Here is a 19,042-nt window from a genome sequence, read left to right as displayed (position 1 = left end):
ATCGTGTCAGACCGCGGAACCGCTCCCCGCTCAGCCCGTCAGCGCCGACGTCTTGAGGACCACCAGCAGCACCAGCACGGCCAGCAGCACCACGCACCCGGCGGCCTGGACCGCCGTGCGGCGCTGCGCCGGGGCGTACGCGTAGACGACCGTGACCAGCGCACCGGTCAGCAGCCCGCCCAGATGCCCCTGCCACGAGGTGAAGCCCGCGGAGATCACCATCCAGATCAGGAACCCGGCCAGGAACCGGTTCACCGCCTGCATGTTCCGGCCCAGCCGCCGGCTGATGACGTAGAACGACGCGGCGAGACCGAAGACCGCACCGGACGCGCCCACCGAGGAGTCGAGCGGCGCGATCAGATACACCAGGACCGAGCCGCCCAGCGCCGACAGCAGGTACAGCGCCAGATAGCGGGCCCGCCCCAGCTGTTCCTCGACGACCCGGCCCAGATTCCACAGCGCGTACATGTTGAAGGCGATGTGCAGCACGCCGAACGGCAGCGAGCCGAAGGAGGACTCGCCCGGCGGCAGATGCAGGAAGGCCCCCGTCAGCAGCCGGTACCACTCACCGTCGACCACACCGGTCACGTCGAATCCGGGGAATCCGCCGTCCACGTAGACGTACTGGGCGCCGTCCGGGCCGGTCAGCCCGGCACCCGTCATCGCGAACCGGTCGACGATCCCCGGCCGGACCAGCTCGCCCAGGTACGCCAGGATGTTGAGGCCCATCAGCACGTAGGTGACGAGCGGCACCGCGTCCCGGGACACCGCGCCGCCGAACACCGTGCGCGCCTGCCGCACCGAGCGCCGCCCCTCCTTCACGCACTCCACGCAGTGGTGGCCGACGGCGGCCTCGCGCATGCAGTCCGGGCAGATGAAGCGCTCACAGCGGGTGCAGCTCACATACGTCTCGTACGACGGGTGGCGGTAGCACGTGGTGGCGGCGGCTTCCATGGCCGGCTCCTTCATCGGTGTACGGACAAGAAGCCGGTGGGGCGGCGGCGATCAAGATAGCGAACCCGGGGAAGGGGTACACACCCGGGTTTAGGCTCGGGTTCCCCCACCCCCGACGATCGGAGCCCCCTGATGACCGCCGAGGCCTTCCGGATCCTGCGTGCGGCCGGCCGCACACCGCTGGCGTGGAAGAACGGCGGGGGCGTCACCCGGGAGATCGCCGCGTCCCCCGGCGCCACGACCGGCGCCTTCGACTGGCGGGTCAGCCTGGCGGACGTGGCGGCGGACGGGCCGTTCTCCGTGTTCACGGGCGTCGACCGCACCCTGACCGTGGTGGAGGGGGCCGGGATGGACCTGATGGTGGGCGGCGAGCACCACATCGTCGACGAGCCGTACTGGCCGCACGACTTCCCGGGAGACCTGGACACCGACGGCCGGCTCCTGGCGGGCCCGGTCGTGAACCTCAACGTGATGTACCGCCGTGACCGGGTCCGGGCGGAGACGGCGGTGGTGCGCGGCACCCTGCGGCTGATGGCGCCGGAGGGCGGGGCGGTGCTGGCCGTGGCGATCGAGGACGGCGCCGTCGTCGACGGGACGGACACCGTGCTCGGCCGTTACGACGCGGTGCTGCTGCGGAGCAGGGAGGCGTCCTGCGTACTGCGGACGCAGGGATACGCGGCGCTGGTCACGCTGTCGGGCGACGAGCCCGGCGGCCGGTAGCGGTACTGGCGGTACCCCGGGGGCTGCCCGCCGGGCATCCGATCGGGTGGTCCGCACCGTCCTCGCGGAATCCGGACAGAGGGTGTCGGGTTTCCCGGGTTCCATGGAGCCATGACCTCATCCTCCTGGGCAGATTTCCGGTCGGCGGAGCCGGACTTCGCCGACACCGTGCGACAGCGGTTCGAGCAGTACAAGCACCACGTCCTGGCGACCCTCCGGAGCGACGGCTCGCCGCGGGTCACCGGCCTGGAGGTGGACTTCCGGCTCGGCGAGCCCTTCCTCGGCATGATGCCGAACTCGCGCAAGGCGCTGGACCTGCGCCGCGACCCCCGCTTCGCGGTGCAGGCCAACCCGGGCCCGGACGCCGAGATGGCCGACGGCGACGTGCGGATCTCGGGACGCGCGGTGGAGGTGACCGACCCCGAGGTGCTCGCCCGCTTCATCGCCGAGGTGAAGCCGCCGGAACCCTTCCACCTCTTCCGGGTCGAGCTGACCGAGGTGGTGCGCATCGGGCTCGAAGGGGGCGACACCCTGCTCATCCGGACCTGGCGTCCGGGTCACCCGCTCCGGACGATCCGCCGGGGCAACGACGACGGGCCGGCGTCCACCGCGCCCTGAGCGCTGCGGGGAGGCGGGCGACGCGGTGTCCGCCGCGCCGCCCGCCGGGCGGAGAATGGGCGGGTGCCTACCAAGAAGAAGCCCCAGGCGACCCCCTCGCCCGAGCGCCGCGGCGAACTGCTCGCCACGGCCGCCGAGGTGTTCGCCGCCCAGGGATACAACGCCACCACCGTCCGCAGGATCGCGGACGAGGCCGGCATGCTCGCGGGCAGCCTCTACTACCACTTCGATTCCAAGGAATCGATGCTCGACGAGATCCTCTCCACCTTCCTGAACGAACTGTGGGAGGGGTACGACACCGTCCTCGGCGCCGGGCTCGGCCCCCGGGAGACCATCGAGGCGCTCGTCACCGAGTCCTTCCGCGAGATCGACCGGCACCGGGCCGCCGTCGCCATCTACCAGAAGGAGTCCGGGCACCTGGTGGCCCAGCCGCGGTTCCACTACCTGGTCGAGTCCCAGCAGAGGTTCGAGAAGGCCTGGCTCGGCACCCTGGAGCGCGGCGTCGCCGACCGGACCTTCCGCGCCGACCTCGACATCCGCCTCACCTACCGGTTCGTCCGCGACACCGTCTGGGTCGCCGCCTCCTGGTACCGGCCGGGCGGCCGGCACAGCCCCGAGGAAATCGCCCGGCAGTACCTCTCGATGGTCCTGGACGGGATCGCCCTGCGCGGCTGAACCGGCCGGGGCGGGAAATCCACCCGCGCCCCGAACGGCTCCGGGCCGGACGCCCCAAGGGTTCGCACGGATATCCGCCGGCCGGCGGCGTGGCGCGTTCCACCGCTGGTCGGCAGATCGTGCTACGGTGGTCCGGTTGCAGTTTTGGTACCCATGAACTTTATGTGCGCCTGACGGGAATGCTTCCTCAGGCGCTTTATTGTTTTCCGGCTTTCTCCGGGTGGGGCTCAATGCGGCGACTTGGAATTCGTAAAGTGCGGATTTCCGGCACTGCACCTGTTTTAGGAGAATGACATGGCTACTGGAACCGTGAAGTGGTTCAACTCGGAAAAGGGCTTCGGCTTCATCGAGCAGGACGGCGGCGGCGCCGACGTCTTCGCCCACTACTCCAACATCGCCACCCAGGGCTTCCGTGAGCTCCAGGAGGGCCAGAAGGTCTCCTTCGACGTCACGCAGGGCCAGAAGGGCCCGCAGGCGGAGAACATCGTCCCGGCCTAATTGCCGGACGCGTACCTCGCAGCCGGGGCCCGCACCGTGAAGGTGCGGGTCCCGGCTTGTGCTGTCCCTGGGAAGCAACGCAAAGACGGGCGCCGGACCGGCGCCCCGCACCGGGTGCGACGAAGCACCCCGGGTGCCCGAGAGAGCTCCGCGCTCCGTGCGCAGCGGTCACCTCCGCAGATCCGCGCGGACCCGGAATTCTTGAGCAGTCCCCAGCAGTCCCACGTAGTTCCCCAGGAATCCCCCAGGAGGGCAATTCCGTATGACCCGCTCCGAACGTCAGGACCGTCCCGCCCGCAATCGCCCGTCGAGGGGGCGTGGCACGGCCCAGGCAAAGGCAACCGCACAGGGTTCCGGCAAGGGATCCGGCAAGGCGTCACCCCGTCGCAGGGCCACGCCGCCGCAGGGTGAGTTCGCCCTGCCCGAAACCATGACCCCCGCACTGCCCGCCGTCGAGGCGTTCGCCGAGCTGGACATGCCCGCCGCCCTGCTGAAAACCCTTGCCGCGCAGGGCGTCACCGACCCGTTCCCGATCCAGGGCGCCACCCTGCCGAACTCGCTGGCCGGCCGGGACATCCTCGGCCGCGGCCGCACCGGCTCCGGCAAGACCCTCGCCTTCGGCCTCGCGCTGCTGGCTCGCACCGCCGGACGCCGCTGCGAGCCGAAGGCACCGCTGGCGCTCGTCCTCGTCCCGACCCGTGAGCTCGCGCAGCAGGTCACCGACGCGCTGACGCCGTACGCCACCGCGGTCAACCTGCGGATGGCCACCGTCGTCGGCGGCATGTCGATCAGCAAGCAGTCCGGCACCCTGCGCCGCGGCGCCGAGGTGCTCGTCGCCACGCCGGGCCGCCTCAAGGACCTCATCGAGCGCGGCGACTGCCGCCTGGACGACGTCGCCATCACGGTCCTCGACGAGGCCGACCAGATGGCCGACATGGGCTTCATGCCGCAGGTCGTCGCCCTGCTCAAGCAGGTCGAGGAGGGCGGACAGCGGATGCTGTTCTCCGCCACCCTGGACAAGAACATCGACCGGCTGGTCAAGATGTTCCTGACCGACCCCGTCGTGCACTCCGTCGACCCGTCCGCCGGTGCCGTCACCACCATGGAGCACCACGTGCTCCACGTGATCGACGAGACCGACAAGAAGGCCGTCGCCACGAAGATCGCCGCCCGTGACGGCCGCGTCATCATGTTCGTCGACACCAAGCGCGCCGCCGACCGCTTCGCCAAGCGGCTGCTCGCCAGCGGCGTTCGGGCTGCCGCGCTGCACGGCGGCCGTTCGCAGCCGCAGCGCAACCGGACCCTGGACCAGTTCAAGAACGGCCAGGTCACCGCGCTCGTCGCGACGAACGTGGCGGCCCGTGGCATCCACGTCGACGACCTCGACCTGGTCGTCAACGTGGACCCGCCCACCGACCACAAGGACTACCTCCACCGCGGCGGGCGCACGGCGCGCGCCGGGGAGTCCGGCAGCGTCGTCACGCTGGTGCTGCCCGAGGAGAAGCGGGAGATGACCCGGCTGATGCAGGACGCGGGCATCGCGCCGCGCACCACCCGGATCAAGTCCAGCGACGAGGAGCTCACCCGGATCACCGGGGCACGCGAGCCGTCCGGCGTCGCGATCGTGATCGAGGTCCCGCAGCCCACCCAGCCGAAGCCGCGCACGCGCTCCGGCGCGGGTGGTGCGGGCACGGGCACCGGTGGCGGCTTCCGCTCGGGCAGCCGTGGCCGTGGCCGCCGCGGTGGCTCCGGCGGCGCGGGTGCTGCCGGTGGCGGCGGCGCGCAGGGCACCGGCGGAGCGGGTCGTGCCGGTGGCACGGGCCGCTCGGGCGGTACCGGCCGCAGCGGTGCGCCCTCGCGCGGACGCCGCGCGGCGTAACCGGGGTCTTCGGCCCGTCCGGTGTGCGAGGACGGAGCGTCGCGCGGGTTCGCCCGCCGTGCCGCTTCCGTCCTCGCACACCGGACGGGCTTGGAATCAGGCCTCTCCGGTGACTGAGGAGCCGGCATCCGGGGGCAGCGTCCCCGGAAGGCGTGCATCCAGCCCCGCCAGCACCTCCGCGCCGAACTCCCGCAGCAACGGCTCACCGCTCGCACACCACGCGGCCGCCGCCTGGCGGGTCTCCTCGTCGCCGCGCCCGCACAGCGCCCCGGCCGATGCCTGCCAGTTGTCCAGCCCCGGGCCCCCGGACCGCAGCGCCCGTCGCGCCAGTTCCTCGAAGGAAGCGCGCACACCCAGCTCCGCCTCCAGGACCGTGGCGATCGCACCGTGCCCCGTCTGCTGGTCCCGGCCGGCGGCCGGCCGGCCCTCGCGGACGAGTTCGACGGTCAGCGTCTCCCCGTCGTCGACCACGGTCCGGCGCACCACCACGTCGTACGCGTCCCCGTACAACTCCCGCAGACCCGCCCGCATCTCCTGCTCCAGGTCGGTGTTCAGCATGCGCCGCGCCTCGCCCAGCGCCTCCTCGACGGCACCCTCCACCGCTCCCGCACCATGCCTCAGCAGGGCTCGGACCGTCGGCAGGGAGCCCCGCCGGGCCGCCAGCAGCAGCGGCGACTCGCCCTCGGGGCCCGGCAGACAGGGATCGGCGCCGTACGCCAGCAGCACCTCGGCGGTACGCGCGTGACCCAGCCCCACCGCCCAGCGCAGCGCCGTGAACCCGAACTGTTCCCGCAGATCCGGCCGCGCACCGGCCGCCAGCAGTGCCTCGGCCACCTCCGTGTGCCCGCCGCACGCCGCCCCGCACAGCGGCAGGTCGCCCGCCTCCGGACCACAGGCCCGGTCCGGGTCCGCGCCCGCTGCGAGCAGCAGCCGCACCACCCCCGGACGGTCCGACACCGCCGCCAGATAGAGCGCGCTCGCACCGTCCTCGTCCACCGACTCGGCGGACACACCGCTGCGGAGCAGCCGTACGACGGCGTTCTCACCCTCGTACAACGCATCGAACAGGCGGTGTCCGCCCGCTGCTGCCGCCATCGGATCTTCTGTCACATTTCGACTGTAATACGCCGCGCGGCAAGGCCACTTGCCCGGAGCGGGCCGTTCTCAGGTCGTGCAGTCCAGCACGGTCCGGCACAGCGCGCACCGCGCCCGCACCCGGCCGCGCACCGGAACCCGGTTGCGCTGGTGGCAGGTCGGGCAGGCGAACGCGACCCGCAGCCCGTCCCCGCCGGACTCGAAGGAGTACGGCACCTCCGGCCCCGGGCCCGTAACCGCGCCCGGATGGTCCTGCGCGTACCGCCGGTCCTTGGCGTACCGGCGGCGGCCCGCCCAGCCCGCGGCCGTCAGCGGCGGCTGCGTGCTCTCCCGCAGGGCCTGCGCCCGGCCCTTGGTGTACGCCGTGTACGCCTGCGGACTGGTGAACCACGGCGACGGGTCCTCGTCGAAGGCGAGCGCCCGCTTGGCCAGCACGTACCCGAACTCCTCCGGGGTGAGGTAGCCGAGCTTCTGGCTGGACGTGGCGTCCTCCCGGAACGCGTCCAGCAGCAGCCAGCCGGCCCCCAGATAGGCCGCCGCCGTGTCCGTCAGGATCTCGTTGTCCCGGGTGCCCGGGAACTCCAGGCCGAGCCGGTGCAGCAGCACATGCATGACCTCGTGCGACAACGCGGCGCCGATGTCCCGGCGATGGGTGCGGAACCGGTCGTTCAGCTCGATGAAGTACTCCGGCCCCGCCGCGAGTTCGACGCTTCCCGCATGCTCCATCGCACGGAACGCCACGATCATCCGGGCATCCGGCAGCCGCAGGTGCTGCACCATCGCCCGCGCCACCCGCTGCGCACCGAGATGCAGGTCGTCCGCGTCGGCGAACGCCGCGTCGGCGGGGGCGAGGCTCGGGGCGAAGCGGTGCACGCCGTCGTAGGAGAGGCGGCGGTACAGCGCGGTGATCGCGGAGCGGACGGTGGCCAGATGCGGGAAACCGTGCACCACCGGGCTGCCGTGGGGGCTGTCCGACATGTCCCTCCCCCCGCGCCGTGGCGCTCGACTCCGCACCACTGTAGACCGCGGCGGGCGGGACGCGTCAGGCGTCCGGGGCCGCCCGCACGGGCGCCCGCACCGGCACCCCCGGTCCCAGCGACACGTACGGTGCCGCCGCACCCTCCAGCTCCAGCACCCACACCTCATTGACCCCGTCGCGCAGCACGGGACCCGGCACGTACAGGGTGCGCTGCGGGCCCGCCGCCCAGTACCGCCCGAGGCAGAAGCCGTTCACCCAGACGAATCCACGCGTCCAGCCCGGCAGTTCGAGCCCGGCGTGCCCCGTCCCCGACACGTCCCCGGCCTCGAACGTGCCCCGGTACAGACCCGTCCCCCCGGACCCGTCGACCGGCACGAACGGAACACCCGCCACCGCGGCCGGTTCGTCGAACGCGTCGAGCCGCAGCGCCCGCGCCCGCACCCCGTGCAGGAACTGGCGCTCGTGCAGCACACCTCCGGTGATCCCCTTCGGCTCGCCCAGGCGCGGCCCGTAGTTGACCCGGCCCAGCGACTCCACCCACAGCTCCACATCGGCGGGCCCGGCCACCGGCTCCGGCAGGGTGCTGTCCTCCTCGCTCAGGACGCCCCTGCGGACCCCGTCCACGTACACCACCGCCCGGTCGCGCAGGCCCGAGATCCCCAGGGTGTAGGGGCGGCGCGGACCCGGCACCGCGACCCGGTAGCGCACCAGACCGCGGTCCACCCCCAACTCCTCGAACGTGGGCGGCACACCGGACTCCGCCCGTTCCTCGTCGCCCAGCGCCTCCAGCACGGCGGGCAGCGGTGCCCACTCGGTCAGCGCGGCCCGCACCGGCGTCAGCCCCACGGGCTCCGGCGGCAGCGGGGGCAGCGGCCCGTCCGCGTACCGCGCGAGGACCTCACGGAACAGACGGAACTTCTCCGTCGGCCGTCCGTACTCGTCGACCGGCGCGTCGTAGTCGTACGACGTCACCGTCGGCTGCAACTCCTGGTCCTGGAGCGGGCCGGCCCGGTTGGCGCCCGCCCAGCCGCCGAAGTTCGTCCCCCCGTGCGCCATGTAGATGTTCACCGAGGCCCCGCACTCCAGGATCTCCCGCAGCGCACCGGCGGCCTGCGCCGGATCCCGTACGACCGGCGGCGCACCCCAGTGCTCGAACCAGCCGCACCAGAACTCCATGCACATCAGCGGACCTGCGGGCTGGTGGCGGCGCAGCACCCGGAACGCCTCGTGCGCCCCCGAACCGAAGTTCGCCGTCGCGAGCAGGCCGGGTACCGAACCACCGGTGAGCATGTGGTCCTCCGGCCCGTCGGAGGTGAACAGCGGAACGCTCAGCCCGTGCGCGACGAGCAGATCGGCCACCTGGCGCAGATGGACGGCGTCGGTGCCGTAGCTGCCGTACTCGTTCTCCGCCTGCACCATGATCACCGGGCCGCCGCGGCCGGTCTGCCGCTCCGCCACCTGCGGCAGCAGCTCGTCGAACCAACGCCGCACCGCGTCCAGGTAGCCGGCGTCCCGGGTCCGCACCCGCCGGCCGAACCGCCCGGTCACCCAGGCCGGCAGCCCGCCGTTCTCCCACTCCGCGCAGATGTACGGACCCGGGCGGACGATCGCCCACAGACCGGCCCGGTGCGCCGCGTCCAGGAACCGGCCGAGCGCCGTGACGTCCCGGAACTCGCCCGGCCGCGGCTCGTGGAGGTTCCACGGCACGTACGTCTCGACGCAGTTCAGGCCCATCGCCCGCAGCATCGACAGCCGGTGGTCCCACTGCGCCTCGTGCACCCGGAAGTAGTGCAGGGCCCCCGACAGCAGCCGTACGGGCTTCCCGTCGAGCCGGAAGTGGTCGTCCCCCACGGTGAAGTCAGCCATCGTGCTCGTTCTCTCCTGTGCGCGCGGTCCCGGGCCACGCCGCGCTCCGCGGCCCGGTACGGGCCGTGTGCGGTACGGGTGACGGAGCGGGCGAACCCGGGAGGAAGGTCACGGGCCAGCCTCACCCCCTGGCGTGCGGCCGGTCCATGGACAAAGATCACTGCTGTTTGGACACAGCACACGACGCCGCACGTCACACGGGAGCGGACTCAGGAGCGAGGGCCGATGTACCACACCTGGATGCGCTTCTTCACGCCGAGCCCGCTGCACCACCGCCTCGGCCTGGTCTGTCTGGGCGTCGGCCTGCAGCACGGCACGCTGCCGACCGTCGGCCCCCGCACCCTGGACCACCACGTGGCCGTCGTCGTGCACACGGGCAGCGGATGGTTCGCCGGGCCGGACGGCCGCCGGGTCCCCGTCACCGCGCCCAGCCTGATCTGGCTCACCCCCGGCACCCCGCACCACTACGGCGCCGACCCGGCCACCGGCTGGGACGAGAGCTTCGTCGACTTCACCGGGCCCGCCACCACCACGTACACCGAGCTCGGCTACATCGAACCGGACCGCCCCCTCGTCCCGCTGTCCGACACCGCGGCACCGCGCGCCGCCATCGGCCGGATGGTCCGGGCCGCCCGGCGCGGCAATCCGCTGCTGGAGGTGGAGACCGGCGCGGCCGTCCACGAACTGCTCGTCGCGCTGCGCCGGGCCAGGGCCGATGTCGGCCCGGACGGCGACCCGGTGCTGCACGCCCTGGCCAGGGACGCGTTCCAGCCGCTGTCCGTCGCCGAGCACGCGGCCCGGCACGGCATGACACCCGCCGAACTGCGCACGGCGGTGCGGCGGGGGGCGGGCTGCAGCCCGAAGGACTACCTCCTCACCATCCGGCTCGGCCGCGCCAAGGAGCTCCTCGCCACCGGTGACCTGCCGGTCGCGGCGGTCGCCCGGCGCGTCGGCTACGACGATCCGGCGTACTTCTCCCGGCTGTTCGCCCGCCGGGTCGGCATGGCCCCGGTCCGCTTCCGCGAGCAGCAGGGCCGCAGTGTGCCGGGCGGCTGGAGCGACCGGGTCCCGGACCCGGAACACCCTCCGACGATCATCCAGCAGCCCGGCGTCTAAGCTCGCTGACCATGACCACGAGCGACATCGACGATTCCGTAGGCGCCGAACTCAACCGGCTGCGCGAGAGCATCGACAACATCGACGCGGCAGTCGTCCACATGCTGGCCGAGCGCTTCAAGTGCACCCAGCAGGTCGGCCACCTCAAGGCCGCCCACCAGCTGCCGCCGGCCGATCCGGACCGGGAGTCCCGGCAGATCGCCCGGCTGCGTCAGCTGGCCGAGAGCGCGCACCTGGACCCGGCGTTCGCGGAGAAGCTGCTGAACTTCATCGTGGCCGAGGTCATCCGCCACCACGAGCGGATCGCGGAGGAGTCGGCGAGCAGGACGGGCGGCGCGGGGGAGTAGCGGTCCCGGCCCGGGGGCCTCAGGGGGAGATCTCCTCCAGTGGCCGGTTGGCCGTCTCCTCGGCCAGGGTCCCCGCCACCACCGCGCCGATCACGGCCACCGCGCCGAGCATCACGAACACGGCGACGACGCTGTCGTTCGCCGCGTAGACGACGCCCACCAGGATCGGGCCGAGGATCACGCCGAGGCGGTTGACCGCGCCACCGACGCTGCAGCCGAGGGCGCGCATCCGGGTCGGGTACAGCTCGGGTGTGTACAGGTAGAGGCAGATGTTGGAGCCGAAGAAGCCGACCGCGGACAGCGAGGTCCAGATCAGGACCTGTACGGGGGAGTGGGCGCCGAGCGCCGCCAGGGTAAGCAGGAGCGCGGCCGAGGCGCCGAGGCAGACGGCGAAGATCCGGCGGCGGCCCAGCACGTCCACGGTGAGGGCGACGAACAGGCAGCCGAGCAGTCCGGCGACCGAGGTCACGGTGGAGTAGAGCAGGGCGTCGGAGAGGCCGAGGCCGTACTCGTCCTTGTAGATGCTGGGCAGCCAGGACGTCACGCCGTAGTTCACGAAGTAGCCGGTGAACCAGATCGCGCCGACGACCAGGGTGCGGCGCCGGTAGCGGCCGGTGAACAGGCCGCGCACACCCGTCGCGGCGCGTTCCGCGGGGGTGGCGGTCCCGGCGGCCGGTGCGGGTGAGGGGGCGGGCGCGGCCGGGGCGGCCACCGGCGGGGGCAGGGGCTGCCCGGTGGCCGCCGACACCTTCGCCTCGATCCCGCTCATCACCGCGTCGGCCTCCGTGAGCCGGCCGCGGTCCGCGAGCCAGCGCGGGGACTCCGGCACCCTGCGCTGGACGAGGAAGGCCAGCAGCCCGGGTACGGCGGCGACGGCGAACATCACGCGCCAGCCCGCCGCCGGGACCACCCAGGCCGCCACCAGGGCGCCGACGGTGAGGCCGGCCGGGAAGACGAGTTCGTACAGCAGGACGAAGCGGCCCCGCTTGAAGCTCCGGGTGATCTCGCTGATGAAGGCGGCCGCCACCGGCACCTCGCCGCCGATCGCGAGCCCCTGGAGGAAGCGCAGGGCCAGGAACGGGGTGAGCGAGGTGCAGGCGGTGAGGGCCAGGCTCGCCAGACCGGACGCGGCCACGCAGTACGCGATCACCTTCACCCGGCCGTAGCGGTCGGCGAGCCGTCCCGAGAGCAGGGCGCCGACGAGCATGCCGGCCGAGCCGACCGTGAGGACCGCGGTGGCGTCACCCGTGGTCAGGTGCCACTCGTCGCGGAGCTCGGGCAGCGCGTAGGCGATCAGCAGCTGGTCGAACGCCTCGAAGAAGGTGACGACGCCCACGATCAGGCGGACGGTGACGTGCCAGCGCGAGAGCGGCAGGCGCTCGAAGCGGGCGGCGATGCCGGCGCGGGTGGTGAGGGCGGTTTCGGTGGGGCCGGCCGGCGAGGGATCCGGTTCGGCGCCCTGCGCGGTGTCGGTGCTCATCCAGGGTTCCTCCTGCTCCGCGTGGGGCCGGAGCGGTTGGGGAGCCAGGTGTACGGGGTCGCAGAGGGGACGGGGATGAGCTGAGCGTACGGGTGGGAACGGCCGCCCGATGCTCGTGAGCCCGTGAGATCACCCACTGACCTCTGTAAGTGCCTAGCTTTTAAGTGCTTAAGTTTTATCCGGCCGGGGCCGGTGGCCGTCAACCCCTCCGGAGGCAAAAGGAGATTTTGCCGAGGGGGCTTGCGGGGAATTGCTTAAGCACTTAGATTTTTAGGCCTGAGGTAACCGATTCGATCGCAGGAGGCCAACTGATGCTTGCCGACGAGGTGTTGGTCGCGGGGCAGTGGCGGCAGGGCCGTGGCGCCCTCATCGAGACGGTCGACCCGGCCACCGGCCAGGTCATCGCCACCGTGCACGCCGCATCCCTCGACGACGTCGAGGAGGCCGCCACCGCAGCCGCCCGCGCCGCCCACGACCCTGCCTGGCGCACCCTCCCCGCCCACCTCCGCGCCCGGCTGCTCCACCGGATCGCCGACCTCGTCGAGCAGAGCGCCGACCGGCTCTCCGCCCTGCAGACCGCCGACACCGGCAAGTGCCGCACCGAGACCCGCGCCCTCGTCCTGAGCGCCGCTGGCACCTTCCGCTACACCGCCGCCGCCCTGGAGACCGCCGAGGACGCCCTCACCCCGTCCCGCGGCCCGTACGTCACGATGAGCGTCCACGAACCCATCGGCGTCATCGGCGCGATCACCCCCTGGAACTCGCCGATCGCCAGCGACGCCCAGAAGCTCGCCCCCGCCCTCGCCGCGGGCAACGCCGTCCTCCTCAAGCCCGCCGAATGGACCCCGCTCGTCGCCCTCGCGCTGGGCCGGCTGGTCCACCAGGCCCTCACCGAGGCCGCACTGCCCACCGCCCTGCTGTCCGTGCTGCCCGGCCGCGGCAGCGTCATCGGCGACGCGATCGTCCGCCACCCGGCCGTCGGGAAGATCACCTTCACCGGCGGCACCGCCACCGGCCGCACCCTCGCCCACGTCGCCGCCGACAAGCTCATCCCCGTCTCGCTCGAACTCGGCGGCAAGTCCCCGACGATCGTGCTGGAGGACGCCGACCTGGAACAGGCCGTCGCCGGCGTCATGTACGGCGTCTTCTCCTCCACCGGACAGAGCTGCATCGCCGGCTCCCGGCTCTTCGTCGCCCGCTCCCGCTACGACGAGTTCCTCGGCGAACTCGTCGCCCGCACCGAGAAACTGCGCGTCGGACCCGGCACCGACCCCGACACCCAGGTCGCCCCCCTCGTCCACCACAAGCACCGCGACGGCGTCGCCGCCTACGTCGACCTGGCCCGCGAGGAAGGCGCCACCGTCCGCTGCGGGGGAGCGGCCCCCGAAGGCGAGCGCTACCGCGACGGCGCCTACTACCTCCCCACCGTCCTGGACGGCCTGCCCCACACCGCCCGCGTCTGCCAGGAGGAGATCTTCGGCCCGGTCCTGGTCGCCCTGCCCTTCGACGACGAGGACGACCTCGTCGGCCTGGCCAACGACAGCGTCTACGGACTGGCCTGCGGCATCTGGACCCGAGACCACGCCCGCGCCTGGCGCCTGGCCCGCCGCATCGACGCGGGCACCGTCTGGATCAACACGTACAAGCAGTTCAGCATCTCCACCCCGTTCGGCGGGCTGAAGGACAGCGGGATCGGTACCGAGAAGGGCCGCGACCTCGTCCGCGGCTACCAGCGGCAGAAGTCCCTCTACTGGGCCACCGACACCACCCCGCTGCCCTGGGCCGCCCAGTGAAGCCGAGCGAGAAGAAGCCGGAGCCCCCCATGCCGTACGAGAACACCCCACACCCGCTGCCCGAACCCGTCGCCCGGCTGCGCGCCCTGCGCTCCGTCGAGCTCCGCACCCCCGCCCTCACCGAGTCCGCCGACTTCTACGCCGAGGTCTGGGGCCTGGAACCCGTCGAACGCGAACACGACGCCACCTGGCTGCGCGGCACCGGCGAGGAGCACCACGTCCTCCACCTCGCCCGCGGTGAGCAGAACGGCCTCGGCCGCATCACCTTCGCCGTCGCCACCCCCGCCGAGATCGACGAGGCCGCCCGCCGGCTCCTGGCCCGCTCCATCGTCCCGGTCGCCGGACCCGGCCCCCTCGACCAGGTCGGCGGCGGCTACGGACTCCGCTTCACCGACCCCGAGGGCCGGCTGATCGAACTCAGCGCCCAGACCCACGCCGTCACCCCGCGCGGCCGGGACGCCGCTGTCCCCGTCGGCGTCACCCACACCGTCCTCAACACCACGGACATCGACGCCGCCGTCGCCTTCTACACCTCGGTCCTCGGCCTGCGCGTCTCCGACTGGTCCGAACACCAGATGGCGTTCCTGCGCTGCAACGCCGACCACCACTGCATCGCGTTCAACCAGGCCGAGTGGACCTCCCTCAACCACGTCGCGTACGAGATGACATCCGTCGACCACTTCATGCGCGGCCTAGGCCGCCTCCGCCACCACGGCATCACCCCCCAGTGGGGGCCCGGCCGGCACGGCCCCGGCAACAACACCTTCTCCTACTTCACCGACCCCGCCGGACTCGTCTGCGAATACACCTCCGAGGTCGCGCAGATCGTCGAGGACGCCTGGATCGCCAAGGTCTGGCGCCGCACCCCCGACCTCTCCGACCTCTGGGGAACCGCCGGACCGCCCTCGCCCGAGATCCGCCGCCACATGGCCGGAACACCCGACCCCGGCCCCCTCACCACCACCCCCACCGACGCACCGGAAGAGGTGACCGCATGACCGCCACCCTCACCCCCCGGCCGGACGCCTCCGCCCGCCCCGCCCGCCCCGTGCGCCGTATCGGCCTCGTCGGCTGGGGAGCCATCGGACGCGTCGTCGGCACCGCACTGGCCGAAGGACACATCCCCGGCGCCGAACTCACCTGCATCATCGACAACCGGCCCCTCGTCGACGCCCCCGCACCCCAGCTGTCCTTCGAGGACGCCCTCACCGTCTGCGACCTCATCGTCGAAGCAGCGGGCCAGGCCGTCGTACGGGAATGGGCCGAACGCGTCCTGAACAGCGGCGCCGACCTGCTGATCGCCTCCACCGGCGCTCTCGTCGACCCCGAACTCACCGGCCGGCTGCGCGCCGCCGGACCCGGACGCGTCTACTTCACCGGCGGAGCCGTCGGCGGACTCGACCTCCTCCAGGCCGTCCGCGGACTCGGCCCCCTCACCTCCGTCACCCTCACCACCACCAAGCTTCCCGCCACCCTCCACCAGCCGTGGATGGACGCGGAACTGACCGAGCGGCTGCGGACCGCCGCCGGACCCGTCGAGGTGATGCGCGGCACCGCACGCGACGTACCCGTCAAGTTCCCCAAGTCGACCAACGTCGCCGCGTCCGTCGCCCTCGCCACCGGCGACCCCGCACTCGTCGAGGTCGTCGTCGTCGCCGACCCGGCCGCCACCCTCACCCGGCACGTCATCGAGGCGGCCGGACCGCACGGCAGCTACCGCTTCGAGGTCGCCCACCGGCCCGACGAAGCCAACCCCGCCACCAGCCAGGTCGTCCCGCACGCCGTGCTCCGCAGCCTCGGCGCCGTCGTCGGCCGGGCAGGACAGATCCTGTGACCGCCGCCACCGTTGCCGGGGTGCACACGCGGGAGGCCGGCGACCCCGCCGCCCCGCTGCTCCTCTGCCTGCACGGCATCGGCTCCTCGTCCGCCGCCTTCGCCCCTCAACTGGACCAACTCGCCGACCAGGTAAGGGTCGTGGCCTGGGACGCCCCGGGCTACGCGGACTCCGCCGACCCCGGCCACGCCCCCGGCCTCGACGGCTACGCCGACACCGCGGCCGCCCTCATCCGCGCCCACGGCGGCCCCGCCCACGTCCTCGGCGTCTCCTGGGGCGGCGTCATCGCGCTGCGCCTCGCCACCCGCCACCCGGACCTCGTCGCCTCGCTCATCGTCGCCGACTCCAGCCGGGGCTCCGGGACCGACCCGGACAGGGCGACGGCCATGCGCGGACGCGCCGAACAACTGGCCGCCCAGGGCCCCGAGGCGTTCGCCGCCGCCCGCGGACCACGCCTCGTCTCCGCCGCCGCACCCCCCGCGCTCGTCGCACGCGTCGTCGCCACTATGGCCGCCTCCGTCCGCAGCCCCGGCTACGGATACGCCGCCGCGTCCATGGCCGAGGCCGACCTCACCGACGACCTGCCCGCCATCACCGCACCGGCCCTCGTGCTGTGCGGCGAACAGGACACCGTCACCGGAACCGACGAGTCACAGGCCATCGCCGGCGGACTCACCAAGTCCGTCTACGTCACCCTCTCCGGCGCCGGACACCTCGCCAACCAGGAACGCCCCGAGGCCTTCAACGCCTGGGTCCGCGCCCACCTCCACGTCGTCGCCCGCGTCCCCGCGTAACGACGCCACCCCCAACCCCCACCACCGAACCGAGGAGCACCCGTGCCCATCGACAACACCCCGTACGAGACCGACGGCGACCTCGCGAAGTTCACCGACTCCCTCATCGCCACCAAGGACTCCCGCGAACCCGACTGGAACACCCTCTCCTTCCAGGAGAAGGCCGGCGCCCAGTACCGGCGCGCCCAGATCCGCTACGTCGGCTCCGGCGCCACCGGCAACCACGAGAACGACAACCGCATCCTCCCGTCCGGCGGCTTCACCCTCTCCAACATGCTGCTCCCGCCGGGCGCCGAAGGCCCCGAGCACACCCACCACGACGTCGAGGAGGCCTTCTTCGTCCTGGAGGGCCAGGTCAGGGTCGGCATCCACCGCGGCTCCGACGAGGCCGAATACCGCACCCTCGGCTACCGCGACATGATCGTCGTCCCCGCCGGAGTGGCCCGTTCGCTGAAGAACGAGGGCGACACCGACGCCCTGTTCTGCGTCATCATCGGCACCCGGAAGCCGCAGGTCCCCACCTACCCCGAGCACTCCCCGATGCACGGCATCACCCGCGACTGATGGCCGCCGACGACACCCCCCGTACGGTCGTCGTCACCGGCGCCGGCCGCGGCCTGGGACTGGCCGCGGCCCGCCGGATCGGCAACGACGGCCACCGCGTCGTCATCGCCGAACTCGACGCGACGACCGGCACGCAGGCCGCCGAGGAACTGCGCGCCGAGGGCATCACCGCCGACTTCCACCCGCTCGACGTCGCCGACCCGGCCTCCACCGCCGCACTGGCCGCCACCCTCGCCGCGGACGGCAGCAGGCTGTACGGACTGGTCAACAACGCCGGCCTCGCCAACGCGGTGGGCGGCAAACCGTTCCACGAGATCGACGTCGAGGCATGGGACCGCATCATGACGGTCAACGCCCGCGGCCCCTGGCTCGTCGCCCGCGCCCTCCTCCCGCTCATGCGGGACCACGGCAGCGGACGCATCGTCAACCTCGCCTCGGACGCCGCCCTGTACGGATCGCCCCGGCTCGCCCACTACATCGCCTCCAAGGGCGCCGTGATCTCCCTGACCCGGGCCATGGCACGCGAGACCGGCGACTTCGGCATCACCGTCAACGCCGTCGCCCCCGGCCTCACGGAGGGGGAGTCCGCCGTGGACATCCCCGCAGAACGCCACGAGCTGTACCGCCTGAACCGGGCGATCTCCCGCCCGCAGCAACCCGCCGACCTGGTCGGCCTGATCGCCTTCCTCATCGGCGACGAATCCGGCTACATCACGGGCCAGACCTTCGCGGTCAACGGCGGCTTCACGATGCAGTGAGAAACGAAGCCGGCCCGGCACACATCCAAGCCGGTCCGGCGCAACCTCCAAGCCGGTCCGGCACAACCTTCAAGCCCGTCCGGCGATTGAGGACAGAACGATCACCGGGCGAGCCCATGGCCCCGGCCGAATCAAGCCCGTCCAGCACAGCATCCAAGCCCGTCCGGCGATTGAGGACACCCCCGCACCGGGGTCCCGGTGCCCCGCGGAGCCCCCGCACCCGCACCCGCCCCCGCACCCGCACCCCGCCCCCAACCCGCAAGGAACCCCATGGACCTCCGCCTGAAAGGCCACCGCATCCTCGTCACCGGCGGCAGCTCCGGCGTCGGCCTCGCCACCATCCGCATGCTGCTGGAAGAGGGCGCCCACGTCGCCACCTGCGGCCGCCGCGCCGACGCCCTCGTCCGGGCCCTCGACGGCCTCGCCGGCCCGGACGTGCTCTACCACGCCCCCTGCGACGTCCGCGACGAAGCCGCCGTACAGGCCTTCACCGAGGCCGCCGCCGACCACCTCGGCGGGCTGGACGGCCTCGTCAACAACGCCGGCGCCTCCCGGATGAAACCCTTCGCCGAGACCACCGCCGACGACTGGCGCGACGAACTGGAACTCAAGTTCTTCGGCGTCCTCAACCCCCTCAACGCCGCCCTGCCCCACCTCCGCGCCGCCGGCCACGCCTCCGTCGTCAACATCAACGCCGTCCTCGCCAAACAGCCCGAGACGGCGCTGATGACCACCAGCGCCGCCCGCGCCGGCATCCTCAACCTCTCCACCTCCCTGTCCAAGGAACTCGCCCCCGACGGCATCCGCGTCAACTCCGTCTGCCTCGGCCTCATCGACACCGGACAGTGGGAACGCCGCTACGCCGCCTCCGGCAGCCCACTCGACTACACCGCCTGGCAGACCGGCCTCGCCGCCGACCGAGGCATCGCGCTCGGCCGCCTCGGCAACGCCGACGAAGTCGCGTACGCCGTCACCGCCCTCCTCTCACCCAGGGCCTCGTACATCACCGGCACCACCGTCGACGTCTGCGGCGGCGTCAACCGCGCCATCGCGTAACCCCCCGTCCCAGAGA

Annotated in this window: 19 protein-coding genes; 14 read left to right on the top strand and 5 right to left on the bottom strand. The window is 72.6% G+C overall.

All coding sequences use genetic code 11. The features are described from left to right. Positions 1-30: 30 nt before the first annotated feature. Positions 31-954 (bottom strand): rhomboid family intramembrane serine protease, encoded by a 924-nt coding sequence (locus OG408_RS10460; protein WP_266777605.1) that lies wholly within the window; start codon positions 952-954, stop codon positions 31-33. A 132-nt stretch (positions 955-1,086) separates the two neighbouring features. Between OG408_RS10460 and OG408_RS10455 the strand changes: the two genes are divergently transcribed. The 5 genes from OG408_RS10455 to OG408_RS10435 all read left to right on the top strand — a co-directional run bounded on the left by OG408_RS10455 (position 1,087) and on the right by OG408_RS10435 (position 5,344). After that, a complete protein-coding gene (locus tag OG408_RS10455; RefSeq protein WP_326669508.1) occupies positions 1,087-1,674 on the top strand; it encodes a HutD/Ves family protein in 588 nt (195 codons plus the stop codon). Positions 1,675-1,785: 111 nt separating this feature from the next. After that, a complete protein-coding gene (locus OG408_RS10450) occupies positions 1,786-2,292 on the top strand; it encodes a pyridoxamine 5'-phosphate oxidase family protein (protein ID WP_266777601.1) in 507 nt (168 codons plus the stop codon). Between the two features lie 63 nt (positions 2,293-2,355). Continuing rightward, on the top strand, positions 2,356-2,967 hold the full coding sequence (locus OG408_RS10445) for a TetR/AcrR family transcriptional regulator (protein WP_266777599.1): 612 nt from the start codon (positions 2,356-2,358) through the stop codon (positions 2,965-2,967). A gap of 294 nt (positions 2,968-3,261) precedes the next feature. Then, complete coding sequence (locus OG408_RS10440) at positions 3,262-3,465, top strand: cold-shock protein (protein ID WP_015607926.1); 204 nt, start codon at positions 3,262-3,264, stop codon at positions 3,463-3,465. 262 nt (positions 3,466-3,727) lie between these two features. Beyond that, the gene (locus OG408_RS10435) at positions 3,728-5,344 is read left to right on the top strand and encodes a DEAD/DEAH box helicase (RefSeq protein ID WP_266777597.1); all 1,617 of its coding nucleotides are present in this window, start codon (positions 3,728-3,730) and stop codon (positions 5,342-5,344) included. A gap of 96 nt (positions 5,345-5,440) precedes the next feature. Here the strand turns inward: OG408_RS10435 and OG408_RS10430 are convergent, their stop codons facing one another. The 3 genes from OG408_RS10430 to OG408_RS10420 all read right to left on the bottom strand — a co-directional run bounded on the left by OG408_RS10430 (position 5,441) and on the right by OG408_RS10420 (position 9,284). Then, positions 5,441-6,454 carry an ankyrin repeat domain-containing protein gene (locus OG408_RS10430; protein ID WP_326669505.1) on the bottom strand — a complete coding sequence of 338 codons (1,014 nt, stop codon included), beginning with the start codon at positions 6,452-6,454 and terminating at the stop codon, positions 5,441-5,443. 54 nt (positions 6,455-6,508) lie between these two features. Continuing rightward, positions 6,509-7,417, bottom strand: a complete 909-nt coding sequence (locus OG408_RS10425) for a hypothetical protein (protein WP_266777593.1) — start codon at positions 7,415-7,417, stop codon at positions 6,509-6,511. Positions 7,418-7,481: 64 nt separating this feature from the next. Beyond that, the gene (locus tag OG408_RS10420) at positions 7,482-9,284 is read right to left on the bottom strand and encodes a glycoside hydrolase family 35 protein (protein ID WP_326669503.1); all 1,803 of its coding nucleotides are present in this window, start codon (positions 9,282-9,284) and stop codon (positions 7,482-7,484) included. Positions 9,285-9,509: 225 nt separating this feature from the next. Here OG408_RS10420 and OG408_RS10415 point away from each other — a divergent pair, with 225 nt between their 5' ends. Both OG408_RS10415 and OG408_RS10410 read left to right on the top strand, forming a co-directional pair. Beyond that, positions 9,510-10,400: a helix-turn-helix domain-containing protein gene (locus tag OG408_RS10415; protein ID WP_266777589.1), complete on the top strand. Its 891-nt coding sequence runs from the start codon at positions 9,510-9,512 to the stop codon at positions 10,398-10,400. 11 nt (positions 10,401-10,411) lie between these two features. Next, positions 10,412-10,747, top strand: a complete 336-nt coding sequence (locus tag OG408_RS10410; protein WP_266777587.1) for a chorismate mutase — start codon at positions 10,412-10,414, stop codon at positions 10,745-10,747. Between the two features lie 19 nt (positions 10,748-10,766). On the opposite strand, the gene OG408_RS10405 is transcribed toward OG408_RS10410, so the two are convergent. Next, positions 10,767-12,227: an MFS transporter gene (locus tag OG408_RS10405; protein WP_266777585.1), complete on the bottom strand. Its 1,461-nt coding sequence runs from the start codon at positions 12,225-12,227 to the stop codon at positions 10,767-10,769. A 311-nt stretch (positions 12,228-12,538) separates the two neighbouring features. Between OG408_RS10405 and OG408_RS10400 the strand changes: the two genes are divergently transcribed. The 7 genes from OG408_RS10400 to OG408_RS10370 all read left to right on the top strand — a co-directional run bounded on the left by OG408_RS10400 (position 12,539) and on the right by OG408_RS10370 (position 19,026). Next, complete coding sequence (locus tag OG408_RS10400; RefSeq protein ID WP_266777583.1) at positions 12,539-14,020, top strand: aldehyde dehydrogenase; 1,482 nt, start codon at positions 12,539-12,541, stop codon at positions 14,018-14,020. 29 nt (positions 14,021-14,049) lie between these two features. Next, positions 14,050-15,018: a VOC family protein gene (locus OG408_RS10395; RefSeq protein ID WP_266777581.1), complete on the top strand. Its 969-nt coding sequence runs from the start codon at positions 14,050-14,052 to the stop codon at positions 15,016-15,018. Beyond that, positions 15,015-15,854 (top strand): aspartate dehydrogenase domain-containing protein, encoded by an 840-nt coding sequence (locus OG408_RS10390; RefSeq protein ID WP_285565362.1) that lies wholly within the window; start codon positions 15,015-15,017, stop codon positions 15,852-15,854. The genes OG408_RS10395 and OG408_RS10390 overlap by 4 nt, the downstream gene beginning before the upstream one ends. Next, positions 15,851-16,648: an alpha/beta fold hydrolase gene (locus OG408_RS10385; protein ID WP_326669500.1), complete on the top strand. Its 798-nt coding sequence runs from the start codon at positions 15,851-15,853 to the stop codon at positions 16,646-16,648. The genes OG408_RS10390 and OG408_RS10385 overlap by 4 nt, the downstream gene beginning before the upstream one ends. Before the next feature lie 42 nt (positions 16,649-16,690). After that, a complete protein-coding gene (locus OG408_RS10380; protein WP_405402765.1) occupies positions 16,691-17,212 on the top strand; it encodes a cupin domain-containing protein in 522 nt (173 codons plus the stop codon). Continuing rightward, positions 17,212-17,970: an SDR family oxidoreductase gene (locus OG408_RS10375; RefSeq protein WP_326669498.1), complete on the top strand. Its 759-nt coding sequence runs from the start codon at positions 17,212-17,214 to the stop codon at positions 17,968-17,970. Before OG408_RS10380 ends, OG408_RS10375 begins: the two co-directional genes overlap by 1 nt. Before the next feature lie 270 nt (positions 17,971-18,240). Next, complete coding sequence (locus OG408_RS10370; protein WP_326669496.1) at positions 18,241-19,026, top strand: SDR family oxidoreductase; 786 nt, start codon at positions 18,241-18,243, stop codon at positions 19,024-19,026. Positions 19,027-19,042: the final 16 nt, after the last annotated feature.

Source organism: Streptomyces sp. NBC_01257, from assembly GCF_035917255.1.
Classification (GTDB): domain Bacteria; phylum Actinomycetota; class Actinomycetes; order Streptomycetales; family Streptomycetaceae; genus Streptomyces.
Note: the sequence above shows the minus strand (reverse complement) of the source record. Positions and strands in the feature narration are given on the sequence as shown.